This is a genomic window from Rhodanobacter sp. FW021-MT20 (assembly GCF_041107475.1).
GTDB classification, from domain to species: Bacteria; Pseudomonadota; Gammaproteobacteria; order Xanthomonadales; family Rhodanobacteraceae; genus Rhodanobacter_A; species Rhodanobacter_A glycinis.
Genome location: NZ_JBGBPX010000001.1, coordinates 557,027 through 573,477, shown reverse-complemented (window position 1 = coordinate 573,477; position 16,451 = coordinate 557,027). Strand labels below are relative to the sequence as shown.

11 protein-coding genes are annotated in these 16,451 nt (G+C 65.9%); 8 read left to right on the top strand and 3 right to left on the bottom strand.

Translation table 11 applies throughout. From position 1 onward, the window contains the following. Nucleotides 1-54 precede the first annotated feature (54 nt). Together AB7849_RS02755 and AB7849_RS02750 are read right to left on the bottom strand one after the other, a co-directional pair. Nucleotides 55-3,090 (bottom strand): TonB-dependent receptor, encoded by a 3,036-nt coding sequence (locus AB7849_RS02755; protein WP_008211213.1) that lies wholly within the window; start codon nucleotides 3,088-3,090, stop codon nucleotides 55-57. A 55-nt stretch (nucleotides 3,091-3,145) separates the two neighbouring features. Continuing rightward, complete coding sequence (locus AB7849_RS02750) at nucleotides 3,146-4,648, bottom strand: transglutaminase-like domain-containing protein (RefSeq protein ID WP_008211210.1); 1,503 nt, start codon at nucleotides 4,646-4,648, stop codon at nucleotides 3,146-3,148. Nucleotides 4,649-4,844: 196 nt separating this feature from the next. On the opposite strand from AB7849_RS02750, the gene AB7849_RS02745 reads away from it, so the two are divergent. The 7 genes from AB7849_RS02745 (at nucleotide 4,845) to AB7849_RS02715 (ending at nucleotide 13,111) form a co-directional block, all read left to right on the top strand. Beyond that, nucleotides 4,845-5,999 carry a DUF819 family protein gene (locus AB7849_RS02745; protein WP_008211208.1) on the top strand — a complete coding sequence of 385 codons (1,155 nt, stop codon included), beginning with the start codon at nucleotides 4,845-4,847 and terminating at the stop codon, nucleotides 5,997-5,999. 10 nt (nucleotides 6,000-6,009) lie between these two features. Then, the gene (locus AB7849_RS02740; RefSeq protein WP_008211206.1) at nucleotides 6,010-7,416 is read left to right on the top strand and encodes a C40 family peptidase; all 1,407 of its coding nucleotides are present in this window, start codon (nucleotides 6,010-6,012) and stop codon (nucleotides 7,414-7,416) included. Nucleotides 7,417-7,471: 55 nt separating this feature from the next. Then, the gene (locus AB7849_RS02735) at nucleotides 7,472-8,572 is read left to right on the top strand and encodes a dipeptide epimerase (protein WP_008211204.1); all 1,101 of its coding nucleotides are present in this window, start codon (nucleotides 7,472-7,474) and stop codon (nucleotides 8,570-8,572) included. An 18-nt stretch (nucleotides 8,573-8,590) separates the two neighbouring features. Next, nucleotides 8,591-9,448, top strand: a complete 858-nt coding sequence (locus AB7849_RS02730) for a MurR/RpiR family transcriptional regulator (RefSeq protein ID WP_008211202.1) — start codon at nucleotides 8,591-8,593, stop codon at nucleotides 9,446-9,448. 336 nt (nucleotides 9,449-9,784) lie between these two features. After that, entirely contained in the window at nucleotides 9,785-10,552 is a 768-nt protein-coding gene (locus AB7849_RS02725; RefSeq protein WP_008211200.1) for a L,D-transpeptidase family protein, read from the top strand. Beyond that, on the top strand, nucleotides 10,549-11,823 hold the full coding sequence (locus tag AB7849_RS02720) for a dicarboxylate/amino acid:cation symporter (protein WP_369500526.1): 1,275 nt from the start codon (nucleotides 10,549-10,551) through the stop codon (nucleotides 11,821-11,823). Before AB7849_RS02725 ends, AB7849_RS02720 begins: the two co-directional genes overlap by 4 nt. 151 nt (nucleotides 11,824-11,974) lie before the next feature. Further along, the gene (locus AB7849_RS02715; protein ID WP_008210969.1) at nucleotides 11,975-13,111 is read left to right on the top strand and encodes an NAD(P)/FAD-dependent oxidoreductase; all 1,137 of its coding nucleotides are present in this window, start codon (nucleotides 11,975-11,977) and stop codon (nucleotides 13,109-13,111) included. 12 nt (nucleotides 13,112-13,123) lie between these two features. On the opposite strand, the gene AB7849_RS02710 is transcribed toward AB7849_RS02715, so the two are convergent. Continuing rightward, a complete protein-coding gene (locus tag AB7849_RS02710) occupies nucleotides 13,124-14,350 on the bottom strand; it encodes a glycoside hydrolase family 27 protein (RefSeq protein WP_008210971.1) in 1,227 nt (408 codons plus the stop codon). Nucleotides 14,351-14,493: 143 nt separating this feature from the next. On the opposite strand from AB7849_RS02710, the gene AB7849_RS02705 reads away from it, so the two are divergent. After that, complete coding sequence (locus tag AB7849_RS02705; protein WP_369500525.1) at nucleotides 14,494-16,362, top strand: glycoside hydrolase family 2 protein; 1,869 nt, start codon at nucleotides 14,494-14,496, stop codon at nucleotides 16,360-16,362. Nucleotides 16,363-16,451: the final 89 nt, after the last annotated feature.

Genomic DNA, 16,451 nt, shown 5'->3' with positions numbered 1-16,451 from the left:
GGAATCAAAAAAAGGCGACCCGCAAGCTGTGCGGGTCGCCACGCGGGGAGGCCGTCAGAAATCGAGGGCTACGGCGAGCTGCACGTAACGCGGAGGCTGGAAGATGAACGGTTGCAGGAAGGTGCTGTTGGTGGAGTTGGAGATGCTGGTTTGCAGGTCCTGGTCCACCTGCACCGTACGCTGCTGGTTGAACAGGTTGAACGCCGTCAGCTTCACGCGCAGGGTGCCGCCGTCGAACGGACGCAGGTAGGTGATGTTGGCGTCGACGGTATAGGTCCACGGCAGGCGCCCGTAGTTGCCGCGTTTCACCTCGTGGTAGACGCGGTCTTCGGAGGGGTATTGCACCGGGTTGCCGTCCGCGTCGAACTGCCCGGGAATGGAACCGCACTTGTCCACGCAGATGAAGTAGCTGTGATAGTTGGTGGCGTCATAGGGATTGCCCACGCCGTAGCTGGTGATCGGCCCACCCGAGTTGAGTTCGAGGTTGGCGCCGACCTGCCAGTGCTTGGCGAGCGCGTAGGTGCCACGCACCTTCAGCTGGTGGCGGCGATCGTTCGGCAGAAAGCCGTTGCTGAGATTGACGTAGGGGTTGTCCCAGTTTTCGGTGCGGCCGGTATCGTCGAAGTCGGTATCGGAGTTGACCGGGCCTTCCGCGTTGCCACGGTTCCACGCGATCGTGTACGAGGCGTTCAGCGACCACTTCTCGTCCCATGCGCGGTCGAGCTGGAATTCGAAGGCGCCATAGGTGCGCTTGGGTTTCTTCCAGCCGCGCTGGCCCAGGTAATTGCCGGCCGAGTCGTACATCGCCCAGCCGTACTTGGCGGTGTTGATGGTGACCCAGCCGTCCGGCGTGCCATCGCAGTTGGTGTCGCCCCACACCGTGACATTCTTGCCGGGGTTGGCCATCACCCAGCCCACGTAGCCATTGCCGCCGCATTGCGGGGTGGCGCTGATTTCCATGTCGTCGATCGCGTTGTGCATGCGCCGGTAGATGCCACGCACGCCCCACGACCACTTCGCGCTCAGCAGTTGCTGGAAGCCGAGAATGGCTTCGTCCTGGTAGACCGGATCCATGTGGCGGTCGACCTCGGAGCGCAGGTCGCCGACGGTGCCATTGCCCTGCGATTCGTCCACGTTGCCGATTTGCGGCCCGAGCCTGGGCACCACGTACGACACGCCGTTGAGGGTCTGGGTTTCCCAGCCATCGAAACCGTAGTAGGTGCGCCGGTCGAGCAGGCCACCAGCTTGCTTGATGTTGATCACGTTGGCCACTGGCAGGTAGTAACGGCCGAGGTTGCCGAAGATCTTCATCGTGGCGTCGCCCTTCACGTCCCACGAGAAACCCAGACGCGGCGCGATCTGCTTGTCGATCTTGATGTAGCTCTGGCCGTTGGCGGCTTCGTTGTCGAAGCTGTCGTTGCGAATGCCGGCGTTGAGCACCAGGTTCGGCGTGATCGACCAGTTGTCTTCCAGGTACACCGCCGAGTTGATGGTGGGGAAGGTGCCGGCGATCACGTACTGGCGGGCGCGGACATAAGCGTTGTAGCCGGGTGGCACCACGCCGCCGTTGTCGATGGTGCTGCCGGGCGTGGTGGCGTAGACGTTGTAGTAGTAGCCGCCCGGGCCGGCGTAGTGCCGCGCGTAGTCGGAGACGTCCTTCTCGTGGTCATAGCCGAAACGCAGCAGGTGGTTGCCCAGCGTCCATTCGAAGTCGGCACGGTATTGGGTACGCTTGTCGGTGCGCGCATACACGGTGGAGCTGTTGGTGCAGCCCAGTGCCGCACCCGGCGGATACTGGTTCAGCACCGCGCTGGTGGCGGCCACGACGTTGCATTGCTCGTCGAGTTGCGACTCGGTGTTGGACTGGCGCTGGTTCTTGCCGTACATCAACTTCATCGAGAAGTCGTTGGTGAGGTAGCTGCTCCAGGTCAGCGCCCAGTTGCGGCCACCGGTCCGGTTGTTGACCACGTTGGTGCGTGCGCCTTCCGTATCGGTGGCGTAGTCGTAGCCGTAGACGCTGTCGACATCGTGGTCCTTGTCGGAGAAGGCCATCAGCGACAGCGTGTTTCTGTCGGTGATGTTCCAGTCGACGGTGGCGCCCCAGAAGCCGTTGTCGCCGTTGTGCTCGTTCATGATCTCACCGAGGTCATCGGTGTTGCGCGGGGAGTTGCCGCGCTGCTCGTACATCGCGAAGAAGAACAGCTTGTCCTTCACGATCGGGCCGGACGCCCAGACATTGGTCTTGATCAGCGACTGCCGGTCGCGGCTGGAGGTGATGTAGCGGTTGCCGTCGGCGTCGTAGCGGTTCAGTGCCACCGAATGCCAGTTGCCCGGCTCCATGGTGAGGGTGGTGCCGAACTTGAATTCGTTGGTACCCGAGCGGGCCACCGCGTTGACCACGCCGCCGGTGGTGCGGCCGAACTCCACCGAGTAGCCGCCGGTCTTGACCTGGAATTCCTGGTAGAAATCGAACGGCGCTTCCGAGAAGCCGTTGCGGTTGTAGAAATCGGTGACGTTGAGGCCGTTGACATAGAACGCGTTCTCGGCGATCGACGAGCCGCCGAAGGAGATGCCGCCGATGCCGGCATTGCCCTTGACCACGCCGGGCGCCAGCATCGCCACCGAAGCCACGTTCTGCTCCACCGGCAGGCGCTGGAGCTGGGCGTGGGAAATGTTGGTGGCCGATTCGGTGGAGGTGACGTCGATGATCGGCAGCGTGCTGCTGACCACGTTCACTGCGGCCAGCTCGGTCGCTGCGGTCTTGATGCCCACATCCACGGTGGTGGTGTTGCCCAGGCTCACGGTGACGTTTTGCGGCTCGCCCAGCGCATGTCCCGCGCTGCTGGCAGTGAGCACGTAACGGCCGACGGGCAGGAACGGAAAGCGGTAGTTGCCGTGGCTGTCCGCGACGATGGTGCGGGTCAGCCCGGTGGAGGGGCTGGTGATGATCAACGTGGCGGCGGCCTGGGTCCGCCCGACCACTGCACCATCGGTATTGCCGGCCCGTGCCGGGGCCATCGCCAGCGACGACAGGCCGAGGCCCAGCGCCGCGCACAACACGGTCCTGCGAAAGTATCGGCTGCTGCTCATATTCCCCATCTCCCCATCGACGCCGTCGATGCCATATATGAAAAGCGGTGGTGGTTTAGTGGTGCACGTTTCCCTGCGCCGATGCGGCAGGCCCGGACACCGGCGTCCAGTTGAAGCCGTAGTGCCACTGGTCGTAGTAGAGGTTTCCCCCGCTCCACTCGACCTCGCCGCGCTGCGAATCCACGGTGTCGGAACGGAAGTCGTGCTTGGCCGGCACGAAGTCCCGGCCGAAGTCGCTGTTGAAGGCGACGCGCCAGGCATCCAGTCCACCGAGGTAGAACCATTCCAGTGCGGCATCGCCCGGTTTCGGGTGAGCGCCCGGATACAAGCGTCCGAAGGTCACGTCCATCGGAATCCAGCCGTAGGGCGCCAGGTAGAGCTGGCCCCAGTCGTGGATGTCGTCGTAGCCGCCCGGCGCGAAGATCGCGCCGGACTGCCAGCGTGCGGGAATCCCGTTCATCCGCAGCAAGGTGATCAGCAGCATGGTCTGCTGGCCGCAATCGGCGTGGCCGGCGTGCAGCGCGTAATCGCTGAGGTTGCCGATGGTGGAGTACTCGCGCGCACCGGCCCAGGGAATGTCGTCCACCGCGGCGAACAGCTTCTGCGCGATGCGGTACGGGTTTTTTTCGTTGCCGACCACCTGTCGCGAGAACAGCTGCATCTGCTCGGTGAACACGACATGCGGCGGACGTTCGGCCACGTAGGGCGCCAGCTCCGGCGTGATCTTCGCCGGCACCACCTTGTCCGGGTCGATGACGTGGTACTGCGCGGACAGGGTCAGCTCGTAGGTGACCGAGAAACGGGTGGGCTTGCCGGCTTGTGCGGTTTTCTCGAAATAGGCCGTGCGCTGCGGCGCGCTGGCTGGCGCGAGTTCGTGCTTCGCCGGCACGCTGGCGATGAAGCGGATGTCGTCCTGCTGGCCGGGCAGCGGTTTCGGATAGGGAATCCATGCGCGCACGACCTGACCGGCCGGCACCGCGTCGGCATCCACCGTCAGCGTCTGGGTAATGCGCACGCGATGCGCTTCCACGCTGCTGCGATGGCTGGCCAGCGCGGCCTGGCGCACGGAGCGGTGATAGTCGCCCAGGGTTCCGTACGGATCGTCATAGAACGGTGCGGGATGGGCGCGACGCGCGGCGGCCTCGGCGCTGAGCCGGTACAGGTTGGCGGCGTCGCGCTTGAAGTAACGGAGATGGCCGTCGATCACCATGTGCTCGAACAGGCCGTGGGCGTCCCAGCGCTGGAACTCGTCCTCGCGCAGGTCGGGAATCTGTTCGCGGATGCGCGCCTTCAGCGTGGTCGCGTCGAGCGAAAAATCCATGCCGATGCGGCGCATGCGCTCGCGCTGGAACAGCAGTGCCCGGCGGGTGGCGGCGTCCAGCCCGGGTTGGGCCAGCGCGGCATCAATGTCGGCGGTCGCGGTCTGGAACTGGCCGGCGTCGATGCTGGCGGCGATCCGGTGGGTCGTGTCCGCTGTCGTCGCTGGCGCCGCGCCCGCGACCACGCAGGTGGCGGCGAGCCACGAGCCGGCAAGCAGCAGACGCAGCCCGTGTTGCATCATGATGATCGGAAGTGGTGCGGTTCTCACCGTGGAACACCCCGCTAAGTTTTCCCCGAGGTGGCTGTGTAGCATGCTTGCAATCGATGGTCAATAATTTATGCTTCAAACTGTTATTTGTTGAATTAAGTATTCCAGTTCGAAGTAGACTGGCTGCGCCTGCACGTCCGGCAGCAGTCCATGGCAAGGGGAAACGATGATCCACACGGTCTGGCCCTATCTCGCGGTGATGCTGCTGGTCGCCGGCCTGTTCCCGGCGGTCGAGCGTTATTCCGGCTGGCGCGTGTTCAATGTGCTGCCGCCGATCGTGCTGACCTATCTGGTGGTCACGGCGCTCTCGGTGTCGGGGCTGTGGCAGGTGAATGCCGAGATCCATGCTGCGCAAGCGACGGTGATTGGGCGCGCCATCCCGGCGCTGTTGTTCCTGTTGATGATCAACTGCGACCTGCGCGCGATCTTCGCCCTGGGTCCGCGCGTGCTGGCGGTATTCGCCTGCACTTCGATATGCCTGTTCGCGGCGTTCATGGGGGCCTTCCTGATCTATCGCCATTGGCTGCCAGCGGGCAATGGCTGGATGCCGCTGGCTGCGCTGTCCGGCAGCTGGATGGGCGGCAGCGCCAACATGGTGGCGGTGAAGCAGGCCATCGGCATGCCCGATTCGATGCTGGCTTTCTCGCTGCTCACCGACGCACTGGGTTATTCGACCTGGGTGGTGGTGCTGTTCTCGATCGGGCCGCTGGCAACCGCGTTCAACCGCTGGACGCGGGCAAAGTCCAGCGGTGACCTGGTCGTGGCCGAGCGACCGGCGATCGGGCCGATCCGATATGACAACGTGCTGCTGTGGCTGGGCGCGGCGCTGGCGGTAGGTGCGCTCTCGGTGTGGCTGGGCGGCAAGCTGCCCACATCAAACATGGTGTCGGCGACGACCTGGGCGATCCTGCTGGCCACCGTGGCCGGGCTGCTGGTGGCGCAGACGCCGGTGGCGCGCTTCCCGGGCGCGGGGGCGATTTCCAGCGCGCTGCTGATCGTGGTGGTGGCGGTGCTGGCCTCGCAGAGCAATTTCCAGGGTATCGCGCAGGCGCCGCTGTACATCGCCTGCGGGTTCACCGTGATTGCCATCCACGCCACGCTGCTGGTGCTGCTGGCGCGGCTGTTCCATTTCGACCTGTATTTGTGTGGCATCTCTTCGCTGGCGTGCATCGGCGGGGTGGCGGCCACGCCGGTGCTGGCCGCCAGCTATTCGAAGTCGCTGGTGCCGGTGGGCGTCCTGCTGGCCTTGCTCGGCTATATCCTCGGAACCGGTTTTGGCCTGGTGGTGGCCAGCCTGATGTCGCACGCGGCGGCGATGTAGGAGTGAAGCGATGAAACGTTCGATGTTCGCGGCTTTGGCGTTGGCCTTCGTGTTCGCCCATGCACCGTTGCAGGCGCGCGATGCAGCCGGCACGTTGCCGATACCGCCGAGCGGCGTGCTCGGCGTGGGCGAGGCGCAGATCACCCCGGCGTTCTGGATCGGCCTGCAGGCCACGCCTGACCAGCTCATCCTCACCCGCGCGCAGATCGATGCGCAGAACGCGAAACTGCTGAAGCTCGATCCGTCGATGCACGACCTCGCCGCATTGCCCGCGTCGGTGTCGCGGGCGCAGGTGACCGGCTGGATCGAGCACCGTTCGAAACGACCTACGCACACGCTTTACGACGTGCATGGCCGGCCGGTACCCAAGGCCACGCTGGATAGCCTGATGAGCGAGCTGGCACTGGGCGCGATCCCTGCGCAACAGCCGGTGCGCTATGGCCTGGTGGTGCATCGTGCCGCGTTGCGCAGCTTTCCGACCATGCTGCGTGTGTTCAGTCGGCAGGGCGATACCGACATCGACCGTTTCCAGGAAAGCGCCGAATTTCCCGGTACGCCGGTGGCCATCGTGCACACCAGCGGGGATGGCCGGTGGCTGTTCGTGATCAGCCCGCGCTACGCGGCATGGATGGAAAAGAAGTACGTGGCCGAAGCACCGAAGAACGTGGTGCTCGGTTACGCCGCGAAAACGCCGTACCGGGTGGTCACCGGCGCCAGTGTGCGCACGGTATTCACCCCCGAGCAGCCGGCGGTGTCGCAATTGCAGCTGGACATGGCCACGCGCGTGCCGCTGCTGACCACGCTGCCGCCCGACCAGCCGGTGAACGGCCAGACCCCGTACACCTCGTACACGCTGCAATTGCCGATGCGCAAGGACGACGGCAGTCTCGCGCTGGTGCCCGCGTTGTTGCAGAAGAACACCGACACCGCCGGCGACTACCTGCCGCTGACGCCACGCAACCTGATCACCCAGGCGTTCAAGTTCCTTGGCGAGCGCTACGGTTGGGGCCATGCCTACGACGGTCGCGACTGCTCGGGCTTCGTCTCCGACGTCTATCGCAGCATGGGCGTGCAGATGCCGCGCAACACCAGTGACCAGGGCGTGAGCCCGGCGCTGGCGCATCGCCTGTTCACTGCCGCCGACAGCCACGAGGTGCGGTTGAAGGCGGCGATGCAGCTCCGGCTCGGCGACCTGGTCTACATCCCCGGCCACGTGATGATGGTGCTGGGCCAGTGGCAGGGCCAGCCGTGGGTGATCCACGACGTGCTGGGCATGAGCTACCTCAAGCCCGACGGTTCCACTGCGCACGTCAAGCTCAACGCGGTGTCGGTCACGCCGTTGTTGCCGATGCTGTACGGCAAGGACGGCACCACCTTCATCGACCACATGACCAGCATCGTGCGCATGCGTCGCTGATCGCCGGCGACAGACGGTCGACGAATTTCCATCGAACTCACGGACACGGCTCTCCATGAAAATTACCGACATTCAATTCGGCATGCTGCGGGTTCCGCTGAAGACGCCGTTCAAGACGGCGCTGCGGACCGTCAACCAGGTCGAGGACATCGTGGTCATGGTGCATACCGACACCGGCCACATCGGTTATGGCGAAGCCCCGGCCACGGCGGTGATCACGGGCGATACCCATGGCTCCATCATCGACGCGATCCGCCATTACATTTCGCCACGGCTGATCGGCCAGGACGTGGCCGACCTCAATCGGCTTGCCGGCCTGGTGCAGTCCTCGATGGAGAAAAACACCAGCGCCAAGGCGGCCGTGGAAATCGCGCTGTACGACCTGTGGGGCCAGTTGTACAAGGCGCCGCTGTACAAGCTGCTCGGCGGCGGCGATCCGGTGATCACCACCGACATCACCATCAGCGTGGACTACATCGACAAGATGGTGGCCGACTCCATCAGTGCCGTGGAGCGCGGTTTCGAATCGCTGAAGATCAAGGTGGGCAAGGACATCGGCGTGGACATCGAGCGGGTCAAGGCGATCTATGCCGCGGTGGAGGGGCGCGCCTTGCTGCGGCTGGACGCCAACCAGGGCTGGACCGCGAAGCAGGCGGTATATGCGCTGCAGACGCTGGAGGATGCCGGCATCAAGCTGGAGCTGGTCGAGCAGCCGGTGAAGGCACGCGACCTGGCCGGCATGCGCTACGTCACCGAGCGCGTGCACACCCCGGTGATGGCCGACGAAAGCGTGTTCGGTCCGATGGAGGTGATCGAGTTGATCCGGCTGCGCGCGGCCGACATCATCAACATCAAGCTGATGAAGACCGGGGGCATTTCCAATGCCATCCGGATTGCCGACATCGCGGCCATGCATGGCATCGAATGCATGATCGGCTGCATGCTGGAAACCAGCATCAGCGTGGCCGCCGCGGTGCACGTGGCGGTGGCCAAGGCCGACGTGATCACCAAGGTCGACCTGGACGGCCCCTCGCTGTGCCAGTTCAATCCGGTGGACGGTGGGGTAATCTTCAACGAATCCGAGATCTCGGTGACGGATGCACCGGGTCTGGGCATTCGCGAGATCCGTGGGCTGGAAACCGATATCGCTGCCTGAGCAGGAACCCGATCCGACATGTCGCCCCTCGTCAAGATCCGCTCCGAACGCGACCAGATGTCGGCGGTGGAACGTCGCATCGCGGATTTCATCCTGGACAACGCGCAACTGCTGCGCGACTACTCCTCGCAGCAACTGGCCAATGCGCTGGGCATCAGCCAGTCCAGCGTGGTCAAGTTCACCCAGAAGCTCGGTTTCAAGGGCTATCCCGACCTGAAGTATTCGGTAGGCGAGGCGATTGCCCGCGCCGACAATGGCGGCGTTGAACAAGCCACGGCGCATGCCGGCGGCGAAACGGACGATTCGTCGGCCGGTGGCCTGTGGCGGCGCAAGTCCGAGGCGGAGGAGGCCACCCGGCTGATCAACACGTCGCAGACGCTCGCCGCCGTGGCCGGGGCGATCGGTACGGCCGGACGCAGCGGCAAGGTGTTCATCATCGGCCTGGGCGACGACGACATCTACGCGCGCGGCTTCGCGCTGAAACTGTCGTTGCTGGGCATCCTCACCGTGCACAACTTCGATACCGCGCGGATGACCGCCAACGTTTCCGCGGCCAGTGCCGGCGACGTGCTGCTGGTGTTTTCCGAACACGGCAACCACCCGGCGCTGTGCAAGATCAGCCGTTATTTCCGCGAACGCCGTGGCCAGGTGATCAGCGTGACCCGGCATACCGCCAACCCGCTGCGTACGCTGGCGGACATTGCCTTGCTGGTGTCCGCGCACGACGAGCAGCCGTACATCCAGCCGCTGCTCTATCAATCCGCGTTGCAGCACCTGCTGGATGGCATCTTCGTGCGTCTGTGCGAAAGCGACGATTCGCGCCATGCGCAACTGGTGGCGAACCTGGATCGCATCCAGCAGATGCTGGAGCCGTGATGGTCGTCCGGACGTCCATCCGTGCCGCGATTTTTAACCCCCCTCCCGTCGGGAGAGGGGTTGGGGTGAGGGTGCGGTGTCGCCGTGACACCCGTCTCCGCCCGAACCCTCACCCGCCTGCCGGCACCCTCTCCCGAAAGGAGAGGGATTCATTCGGCAGCGTTTTCGAAACCCGACCTCTCTTGCCTGCCGACTCGAGCCCCTCCCCCTGTGGGAGAGGGGTTGGGGTGAGGGTGCGGTGTCGCCGTGACACCCATCTCCGCCCGAACCCTCACCCGCCTGCCGGCACCCTCTTCCGAAGGGAGAGGAATTCCTTCGTTGGAGGATTCCACATCCATGCGTAACCGTCTCGTCACACTGCTGATCGCCGGGCTCGCGCTGTCCGGCAACGTCGTCGCCGGCGATGCCCCCGCCGCCTGGTCCGATGCTCGCCAGATGGTGCTGGTCACCGTCCCCGGCTGGAATGCGATGCAGGGCACGCTGCGAACTTACGAGCGTAGTGATGGCGGTGCGTGGCACGAAGCAGGCAAGGCCCGGCCGGTGGTGATCGGCCACAGTGGCGCGGCCTGGGGCATCGGTCTCAGTCCGGCGCAGCACGACGGCCCACAGAAGCGCGAAGGCGACGGCCGCAGCCCGGCCGGCGTGTTCCGCATTGGCACCACGTTCGGTTACGCCGCCCATGCGGACACGACGATGCCCTACCTCGCGCTCACCGCCACCGACTACTGCATGGACGTCAGCGGCTCGCCGTTGTACAACCACATCGCTGACACCGCCAAGGTAGGCGCGGCGGCGTTGAAGGGCTCCAGCGAACCGATGCGGCGCGATCTGCATTTCCAGGGCGATCAGCGCTACCGGCTCGGCTTCGTGATCGAGCACAACCCGAACGGTGTGCCGCAGGGTGGCAGTTGCATCTTCGGCCATCTGTGGAAAACGCCGGATACCGGCACCACCGGCTGCACCGCGATGAACCCCGCCACCATGCGCCGTTTGCTGGCGTGGCTGAAGCCGCAGGCGCATCCGATTTTCGTGCTGTTGCCGCAGAACGAATACGCACGCCTGCGTCATGGCTGGCAGTTGCCGTCCACGCAGGGTGGCCGATGAGCGCCACCACGCGCGTACTGTCGGGTCTCGCGGCCGGCGCACTGGTGGGTCTGGCGCTTGCGGCGTGGGCGCCGGCATGGGCGGCGCACGCCGCGGATGTCGCGCAGCCGATCGGCCACCTGTGGTTGAACGCCTTGCAGATGACGGTGGTGCCGCTGGTGCTGGCGCTGGTGGTGGTGGGCGTGAATACCGCCAGCGACGCGGCGGCTTCCGGACGCATCGCGCGGCGCACGCTGGTCACCATCATCGTGCTGCTGGCCGGTGGTGCGGCAGTGGCGGCACTGGTCGCGCCGCCGCTGTTTGCATTGTTTCCGCACAACCCCGAATTGGGTGCGGTGCTGGCTGGCCACGCGGCGCAGGCGCCGTCCGGGGCCGTGCCCGGTTGGTCCCACTGGTTCGAGGACATCGTGCCGAGCAATGCCCTGATGGCCGCGGCGCAGAGCGCGATGTTGCCGCTGGTGGTGTTCGCGTTGTTTCTGGGGTTTGCACTGACCCGGTTGCAGGCCTCGCGGCGTGCCTTGCTGGTGGAATTCTTCCAGGCAGTGGCGGACGCGATGATCGTGATCGTGCGCTGGGTGCTGTGGCTGGCGCCGCTGGGCGTGTTCGCGCTGATCCTGGCGGTGTGCGCGCGTGCCGGCGTGGGCATGGTGCGCGCGTTGGGCGTGTACGTGTTGACCGAGATCCTGCTCTACCTGCTGGTGACCGCGTTGATGCTGCCGGTGGCGGTGCTGTGGGGCGGCGAGCGCTTGCGCCGATTCGTCGTCGCGCTGGCGCCGGCGCAGGCGGTGGCGGCCAGCACGCAATCGTCGCTGGCGTCGTTGCCGGCGATGCTGGAAAGCGCGGAAGAGCGGCTCGGTTATCCACCGCAGGTGAATGCGCTGGTGTTGCCGATGGCGGTGTCGCTGTGTCGCCTCACCAGCCCGGTGCAATACGTGGCCTCGGCCTGCTTCATCGCCTGGGCCAGCGGCATCGACCTCAGCGCGGCGCAACTGATTGCCGGCGCGGCGCTGGCCGTGGTGATCAGCCTGGGCTCGGTCGGCCTGCCCGGGCAGGTCACCTTCATGGCCACCAACCTGCCGGTGGCGCAAGCCATGGGCGTGCCGCTGGGGCCGCTGGGCCTGATGCTTGCCGTCGACACGCTGCCGGATGTCTTCGCCACGCTGGGCAACGTCACCGCCGACCTCACCGTGAACAGCGTGGTGGTGCGGCAGTCGCGCCGCGATGCGGCCGGGCCGCCTCCCGGCATGCAGCAAGGGGCCGGAACGGAGTGACCCGGCCTCGACCCGAACCGCAGGATTTACCTTGAACTGCTCCCGCAGGAAAACTCGAATCACTCCGTCATTCCAGCTTTCGCTGGAATGAGGCATCAATGGAATTATTCGGGTTTCCCTGCAGGAGGGAACGTCTGGACGGAATGCCGATATGCATGAGAACACATTCGACGCCATCGTCATCGGTGCCGGCATGGCCGGTGCCTCGGTGGCCTGGTTTCTGGCGCCGCATGCGCGCGTGCTGGTGCTGGAGCGCGAGGCGTGGCCGGGCGTGCATTCCACCGGTCGCTCGGCGGCCTTGTTCAGCGAGACCTATGGCTCCGCCCAGGTGCGTGCGCTGACGCGTGCCACGCGTCCGTTCCTTGAGCGCCCGCCGAGCGGCTTCGCGTCGCATCCCATCCTCACGCCGCGCGGCACCGTGGTGATCGGCTCGGCGGAGCAGGCCGACCAGGTGCGGGCGATGCACGATGCCAACGCGCCGTTCGTCAGCGACCTGCACCTGCTGGGTACCGATGCCTTGCTCGGCATGGTGCCGGTGCTGCGACCGGAAGCGGCACGCCTCGGCCTGTACGAGCCGGGCTCTGCCGACATCGACGTCAACGAGCTGCACCAGGGGTTCCTGCGCGGACTGCGCGAGCGCGGTGGACAGCTGGTGGCGAGTGCCGACATCCGCACGATCGAGCGCGCGCAAGGGCACTGGGAGATCGATTGCGGCGAGTCGCGATTCCGCGCGCCGCTGTTGCTCGATGCGGCGGGGGCGTGGGCCGACGACGTGGCGCGCCTGGCCGGCGTCGCTCCGCTGGGATTGCAGCCGAAGCGTCGCTCGGCCTTTCTGTTCGAACCGCCGGAAGGCATGGCCACGGCAAGCTGGCCGTTCGTGATGGCGGCCGACGAAAGCTGCTACTTCAAGCCCGATGCCGGCCTGCTGCTCGGCTCGCCGGCCAATGCCGATCCGGTGCCGCCACACGATGTGCAGCCGGAAGAGTTCGACATCGCGCTGGGCATTCATCGCATCGAGGAAATCACCACGATGACGATCCGCCGGCCGACCCGAAGCTGGGCCGGCCTGCGCTCCTTCGTGCCGGACGGCAACCTGGTGGGCGGTTTCGCGCCGGACGCGGAAGGCTTCTTCTGGGTCGCGGCGCAAGGTGGCTACGGCATCCAGACCAGTGCGGCGATGGCCGAGGCCTGCGCGCAACTGGTGCTGGGTCGCGCGTTGTCGGCGCATCTGCAGGACGCGGGCATTTCCGCCGCACTGCTGGCGCCGCGCCAGGGCGCGACGCCATGAGTTGACCGTGTCTCAGCCGGGAGTCCCGGTGCCGGCTGGCGCTTTGCCGGCCCATACGCGGAACATGGCCACCGCGTGGGTGGGCACGTCGGCTTCGATGGCACCGGCGCTGGTCGAACTATGGTGTTGCCACAGGTCGCGCACGGTATAGCTTGAAGCCGACTTCAAGCCGATCGCCGTTGCGCTGGTGGCGATGTGCAGCGGACCGCTGCCGCGGTTGAGCAGGATCACCGCCACCGAACCGTCGGACATCGGCTTGGCCCAGACGTCGGCGTTGCCGTCGCGGTGCACGCGATAGCCCTGGCGACCACCCCAGTCCTGGTCCACCGCGATCACTTCGCGGTTGGTCAGGATCGCGCGCACGTCCTTCGACATCTTGCGCAGGTCATTGCCTGCGATCAGCGGCGCGTTGAGCAAGGCCCACAGGCTGAAGTGCGCACGGTTTTCGTCGTTGTTGAGGTAGCCGTTGCCCACTTCCAGCATGTCCGGGTCGTTCCACGCGCCCGGGCGGGAAGCGTGCGACAGCGCGGCCTGCTGGTCGAGGATGTCCAGGATGCCCTGGGGATAGCCGTTGGCCGGCTGGTCGGTATGCCAGCGCGGGGTGATGTCCTGGGTGGTACGCCACGAGTTGCCGATGGCCTGCGCCCAGTTCCACGGCGACTGGTTGCCCCATTCGCACAGGCTGTAGACGATCGGACGCCCGGTCGCGCGCAGCGCATCGCTCATGGCGGTGTAGCGTTGCGGATAGGTTTCGCCGCGGTAGTCGCCGCAGTTGTCGTACTTGAGGTAATCCACGCCCCAGCGTGCGAACTCCTTCGCGTCCTGCTTCTCGTGACCGAGGCTGCCGGGGTAACCGGCGCAGGTGATGGTGCCGGCCGACTCGTAGATGCCGAGTTTCAGCCCCTTGCGGTGCACGTAGTCGGCCACCGCCTTGATGCCCTGCGGGAACTTCGCCGGGTCCGCCACCAGCTCGCCGTGCGGCCCGCGCTGCTTGAGCAGCCAGCAGTCGTCGATGTTGACGTAACGGTAGCCGGCGGCCTTCATGCCGGAGCTGACCATGATGTCGGCAGTGGCCTCGATCAGCTTGGCGCTGACGTCGCAGTGGAACGTGTTCCAGCTGTTCCAGCCCATCGGCGGGGTGCGTGCAAGGCCGTTGTCGAGCGCATGTGCGGGCGTGTTGGCCAGCACGCAGAGCGCTGCGGCCAGAACCATCGACGGCAATTTTCGCCAGGCAATCATCAGGGGATTCTCCATGCGGCGGTGGCAGTGGTGGGGCAGGTCGACAGTTTGCAACCACCATGCTGGACATTTGTCGGACAATTGTCCACCCTCGGGCATGGCGGTGCCTTCGCCGCATCGACATGACCACGAGGAGAGGGCGGATGATCGGCAGTATCGGGATGCGGCGCATGGGCGCCAGCCTTGGGTTGGCCATGGCAATGGGTTTCGTCGTGCCGGCGATGGCGGCACCGGATCAAGTGGCCACCTGGTCCGGCAAGATGGCCCCACTGGCTACGCCGTGGACGGCCGAAGTGTCGCCTCGCAATGCCTTGCCCGATTATCCGCGCCCGCAACTGGCTCGCCCCTCGCTGGCGCACCCGCAGTGGCTGAACCTCAACGGCTTGTGGCAGTACGCGGCGACCGATGGCAAGGCCGCGCCACCGTTCGGCAAGACCCTGGCGGGGAAGGTGCTGGTGCCGTATCCGATCGAGTCGGTGTTGTCGGGTGTGCAGAAGCATGCGGACTTCATGTTCTACCGCCGGCTGGTGACGATTCCCGCCGGCTTCACCGCGCATGGCCAGCACGTGCGCCTGAATTTCGGCGCGGTGGACCGCGAGGCCACGGTCTACGTCAACGGCAAGCAGGTGGCGCACCATGTCGGCGGCTACACCTCGTTCAGCGCGGATATCACGCCCGAGCTGCGCGCACACGGCCCGCAGGAGATCGTCGTCGCCGTGCATGCGCCGGTGGACGGTGCCAACGTGATGATCGGCAAGCAGCGGCTGAAGCCGAGCGGCATCTTCTACACCGCTGCCTCGGGCATCTGGCAGACGGCATGGCTGGAACCGGTGCGGGCCACCAGTCTGGCGCAACTGACCTTCACCCCTGCGCGCAGCCTGGATGCGTTCATCGTGACCGCGCGCGTGCATGGCGACGAGCGTGCGGCGATGCTGCACGTCACCGCTTACGCGGACGGCAAGGCGGTGGGCGAGGCCAGCGGGCCGGCCAACCAGCCGCTGCACCTGGCCATCGCGCATCCGCACTTGTGGAGCCCGCGCGATCCATTCCTGTACACCTTCAAGGCCACGCTCGACGCGGGCGGGCAGAGCGACCACGCGACCAGCTACGCCGGCCTGCGCAGCATCGCCATTGCCAAGGTGGGTGGGCGCAATCGCATCGTGCTGAACGGCAAGCCGACCTTCCTGCTGGCCACGCTGGACCAGGGCTATTGGCCGGACGGCATCTACACCGCGCCCACCGACGCGGCGCTGAAGTTCGATATCCGGAAGACCAGGGACCTGGGCTTCAACACCATCCGCAAGCACATCAAGGTGGAGCCGGCGCGCTGGTATTACTGGGCCGACCGCATCGGCCTGATGGTGTGGCAGGACATGCCGGCGTTGCCCACCGGCAGCAACGACAAGCTCAGTGCCACGGACAAGGCCAACTTCCGCGCCCAGGTCACCGCGATCGTCGATCAGCTCAAGGGCGAGACCTCGATCATCGGCTGGATTCCGTTCAACGAAGGCTGGGGCCAGTGGAGCATCCCGGCTGCCGCGGAGCTGGCGGCGCAGATCAAGCAACTCGATCCCTCGCGCCTGGTCGATGCACGCAGCGGCGCCAACTGCTGCGACATGAAGGGCGACCCGCATGCCGGCGACGTGTATGACGTGCACGATTACCAGGGGCCCGGCCTGCCCAGCCCGGATGCGCAGCGCGCCGCCATCGATGGCGAACACGGCGGCCTGACCCTGGGCATTCCCGGTCACGTCTGGCCGAACACGCCGATCAATCCCTACGGCGCGGTGAAGGATCGCGCCGCACTGAACGCGGGTTACGTCGCCAACACCAAGGTGTTGCTCGACAAGGGCATGCCCAAGGGCATGTCCGGCAGCGTCTACACCCAGATCACCGATGTCGAGGGCGAGCACAACGGCCTGTACACCTACGACCGCAAGGTGGAAAAAGTGGACGAGGCGAAGGTACGCACGATCAACCAGGCGGTGATCCGCGCCGGTGTACAGCCGTAGCCGGCAGCAGCGTTTGTGCCGCAGGGCCGCTTCGCGGGAGCGCCGGACGCTGCATCACCACGTGAGCGACACCTGCCGTGCAGCGCGTG

Bases quoted from the DNA above. Each gene is read 5' to 3' on its own strand.
- AB7849_RS02755 (WP_008211213.1), bottom strand. From the start codon at position 3,090: ATGAGCAGCAGCCGATACTTTCGCAGGACCGTGTTGTGCGCGGCGCTG.
- AB7849_RS02715 (WP_008210969.1), top strand. From the start codon at position 11,975: ATGCATGAGAACACATTCGACGCCATCGTCATCGGTGCCGGCATGGCC.
- AB7849_RS02725 (WP_008211200.1), top strand. From the start codon at position 9,785: ATGCGTAACCGTCTCGTCACACTGCTGATCGCCGGGCTCGCGCTGTCC.
- AB7849_RS02750 (WP_008211210.1), bottom strand. From the start codon at position 4,648: ATGCAACACGGGCTGCGTCTGCTGCTTGCCGGCTCGTGGCTCGCCGCC.
- AB7849_RS02705 (WP_369500525.1), top strand. From the start codon at position 14,494: ATGATCGGCAGTATCGGGATGCGGCGCATGGGCGCCAGCCTTGGGTTG.
- AB7849_RS02720 (WP_369500526.1), top strand. From the start codon at position 10,549: ATGAGCGCCACCACGCGCGTACTGTCGGGTCTCGCGGCCGGCGCACTG.
- AB7849_RS02730 (WP_008211202.1), top strand. From the start codon at position 8,591: ATGTCGCCCCTCGTCAAGATCCGCTCCGAACGCGACCAGATGTCGGCG.
- AB7849_RS02745 (WP_008211208.1), top strand. From the start codon at position 4,845: ATGATCCACACGGTCTGGCCCTATCTCGCGGTGATGCTGCTGGTCGCC.
- AB7849_RS02740 (WP_008211206.1), top strand. From the start codon at position 6,010: ATGAAACGTTCGATGTTCGCGGCTTTGGCGTTGGCCTTCGTGTTCGCC.
- AB7849_RS02735 (WP_008211204.1), top strand. From the start codon at position 7,472: ATGAAAATTACCGACATTCAATTCGGCATGCTGCGGGTTCCGCTGAAG.
- AB7849_RS02710 (WP_008210971.1), bottom strand. From the start codon at position 14,350: ATGATTGCCTGGCGAAAATTGCCGTCGATGGTTCTGGCCGCAGCGCTC.